General features: G+C 74.9%; 2 protein-coding genes. Both read right to left on the bottom strand.

What is annotated here, in order from left to right:
* The coding region (locus tag GUY61_RS36785) for a PAS domain-containing protein (RefSeq protein WP_166634643.1) at positions 1-2,214 on the bottom strand (2,214 nt) is incomplete at its 3' end.
* A gap of 206 nt (positions 2,215-2,420) precedes the next feature.
* On the bottom strand, positions 2,421-3,018 hold a 598-nt coding region (locus GUY61_RS36780), incomplete at its 5' end, for an SSI family serine proteinase inhibitor (RefSeq protein WP_313897025.1).

Raw genomic sequence — 3,018 nt, 5'->3', positions numbered from 1 at the left:
CGGAACGGGGGCGGGTGACGGTACGGGCACTGGAGCGGCACCCGCGGCAGGGGCCGGGGCAGGAACGGCGGAGGGGACCGGTACGGGAGCCGGTACGGGAGCCGGCACGGGAGCCGGCCCGGGAGCCGGCCCGGGAGCCGGGGCAGCGGCGGGCGAGGGCCCGGCGGGCAGGGCGGGCATCGCCCCCTCCGGGTTCCTGCGTGCCCGGCGCCCGGTCGGCACACCCTGCGGCGGTACGGGAACGGCCCCGCCCGCCGCCACCAGATCCGGCGCACCGGGAACCGGCGGCTGTTGCCGCTGCTGCTGCTGGGCCACCTCGGCCGGACTGGGCCTGCCCCGCCTGCGTCCCGTCGGCCTGGCCGGCTGGCCGCCGCCCGCCTGCGCGGGCACGAGGTCCTGCCCGGGGGCGGCCCGGCGCCGCCCGGTGGGCGAAGGAGCGTCCGCGTTCCCGTTTTCCGCCGCCCCCTCAGGTGCTTCGGCGCGCTCGTGACCCGTCGGCTCGTCAGGCCCGTCCAGGAAGGCGTCCGTGGAGGACCGGCGCGCCCGCCGCCCGGTGCCCGGGCCCGCCGCCTGCGCGGGAACGGGGGCCGCCGCGGCCGTCGCCTGCCCGGCCGGCTGCTGCTGCTCCTTGACCAGCCCGGTGCCCGCGCCCAGCGGCACCTCCAGCACGAACGCGCTGCCGCTCATGCCCGGCACCTCGACCGTCTGGAGCACTCCGCCGTGGGCCTGCACGATGCCGTGCACGATCGGCCCGTGCACCGGATCCCCACCGGCGTAAGGGCCACGTACTTCGATACGCGCGACCTCGCCCCGCTGCGCCGCGGCGACCACGATCGTGGAGTCGCCGTAGCCGCCCACGATGACCGGCGCGTTGCCGGTGGAGTCGACCCCGGCGACATCGGCGATGAGGTGGGAGAGGGCACGGGACAGCCGGGCCGCGTCCACCTCGGCCTCGATCGGCGGCGCGTGCACCGCGAACTGGGCCCGGCCGGGACCGATCAGCTCGATCGCGCCTTCGACACCCTCGGCGACCACCTGGTCGAGCAGGACCGTCGTACGTGTCAGCTCGTCGTCGCCCGCGTCCAGCCGCTGGTAGGCGAGGACGTTGTCGACCAGTGTCGTCATCCTGCTGTACCCGGCGGCCAGGTGGTGCAGGATCTGGTTGGCCTCCGGCCACAGCTGCCCGGCGTCGTCGGCGGCGAGGGTGCCGAGTTCGCGCCGCAGCTCGGCAAGCGGGCCGCGCAGCGAGCGGTCGAGCACGGCGAGGAGCTGCGCGTGCCGGGCGGCGACCGCCTCATGGCGCTCCTCCAGCTCCGCCTTCTCCTCCGCACGCTCCTTCCGCTCCGCCTCGAGCTCCTCCGCGTGCTCCGTGCGGAGCTTCTCCAGCTCCTCCGCGTGCTTCGCGGCGAGGGCGTCGTAGGGCCTCCGGTCGGTGAACGCCATCACGGCGCCGACCAGCTGGTCCCCGTCCCGCACCGGCGAGGTGGTCAGGTCGACGGAGACCGCCTTGCCGTCCTTCGTCCACAGCACCTGCCCGCGCACCCGGTGCTTGCGCCCGGAGCGCAGCGTGTCCGCGAGCGGGGATTCCTCGTACGGGAAGGGCTCGCCGTCGGCGCGGCTGTGCAGCGCCAGCTTGTGCAGCTTCTTCCCGCCCAGGTCGCTGGCGCGGTAGCCGAGGATCTGGGCGGCGGCGGGGTTGACCAGCACCACCCGCCCTTCGGTGTCCGTGCCGACGACGCCCTCGGCCGCCGCCCGCAGGATCATCTCGGTCTGCCGCTGCGAGCGGGCCAGCTCGGCCTCGGTGTCGATCGTGCCCGTCAGGTCCCGTACGACGAGCATCAGCAGCTCGTCGCCGGTGTAGCCGTAGCCGTCGTACGCCTGGCGGCCGTCCTCCAGGTTGGCGCTGGAGACCTCGACGGGGAACTCGGTGCCGTCCGTGCGCCGCGCGACCATCCGCGTCGGCTTGGTCCGGCCCCGGTCACCGGTGTCGCCGGGGCGGCGCATGGAGCCGGGGATCAGCTTCGAGTCGAAGTGCGGCAGCAGGTCCAGCAGCCCGCGTCCCACCAGCGCCGTGCCCGGCGTCTCGAAGGTCTCAAGGGCGATGCTGTTGGCGTTGACGACGGTGCCGTTGGCGTTGACGAGCAGCAGCGCGTCGGGCAGGGCGTCGAGTATGGCGGCGAGGCGAGCAGCGCCTCGGGATGGCCTGCTGCTCACAACGACGGTTCCTCCCTGCACCTACTGCGTTTGCCGACAGCAGCTCGGCTGTCGCTAGAGAGGGAGTCTACGGCCAGCGGGACACCGTTCAACGGTGTATGAGACGGAGCTCGCGTCAAGGTTGTGTGGCCCGGGCAAGGGAAGCGGTGAGACTCCTGTGATCCCTTTGTGCGTCCGGAGGTCTCTCGTCGCCCGATCAGGGCTGTTCAGGCGCTCGCCGTGGGCAGCACGGGCTCCATCCGCTCCCACCGGGCGATCTCGCAGCCGTCGCGCCGGCTGTAGGAGGCGTCGACGGTCCTGCCGCGCCAGGTGCCGATGATCCGCGCCGTCGCGGGGCCGCCGTACCCCGCCGCGCACCTCGCCCGCGCCGGCGTTGGCGCGAACGGGTTGCGGCCCTGTGCCGCCAGCTGCTCCAGCCGGTCGCAGGCCGCCCTCGCGGCGGGGTGGCTCCCGGCCGCGCGGCCCCGTGCGCGGTGGCACTCCAGCTCGTACGAACCGTCCGCGCGGCGGTTCCCGGTGCCCGAGACCGTCAGCCGCAGCCGGTCCTCGCCTCCGCCCTTGTCCGCCGCGAGGCGGGCCGGCAGCGGAAGCGGCAGGGGGTCGGCGGAGGCGGCGGGCGTGGCCGTCAGCGTGGCGAAGGCGGCGAAGGCGGTGAAAGCGATGCGGCGCAGCATGCGCGACTCCATGTCTTCGGGATGCGTGTACGGGTACTTCGTGCGGGGCCGGTCCGAGAGCCCGGGGGATCTTCTCGGTTCGGTGGAGTCCGGCGGGTCCGCGGCCGGGGGCCACGGGTCGGGGCAGGGG

Source organism: Streptomyces sp. GC420, assembly GCF_009916105.1.
Lineage (GTDB): Bacteria > Actinomycetota > Actinomycetes > Streptomycetales > Streptomycetaceae > Streptomyces.
Note: the sequence above shows the minus strand (reverse complement) of the source record. Positions and strands in the feature narration are given on the sequence as shown.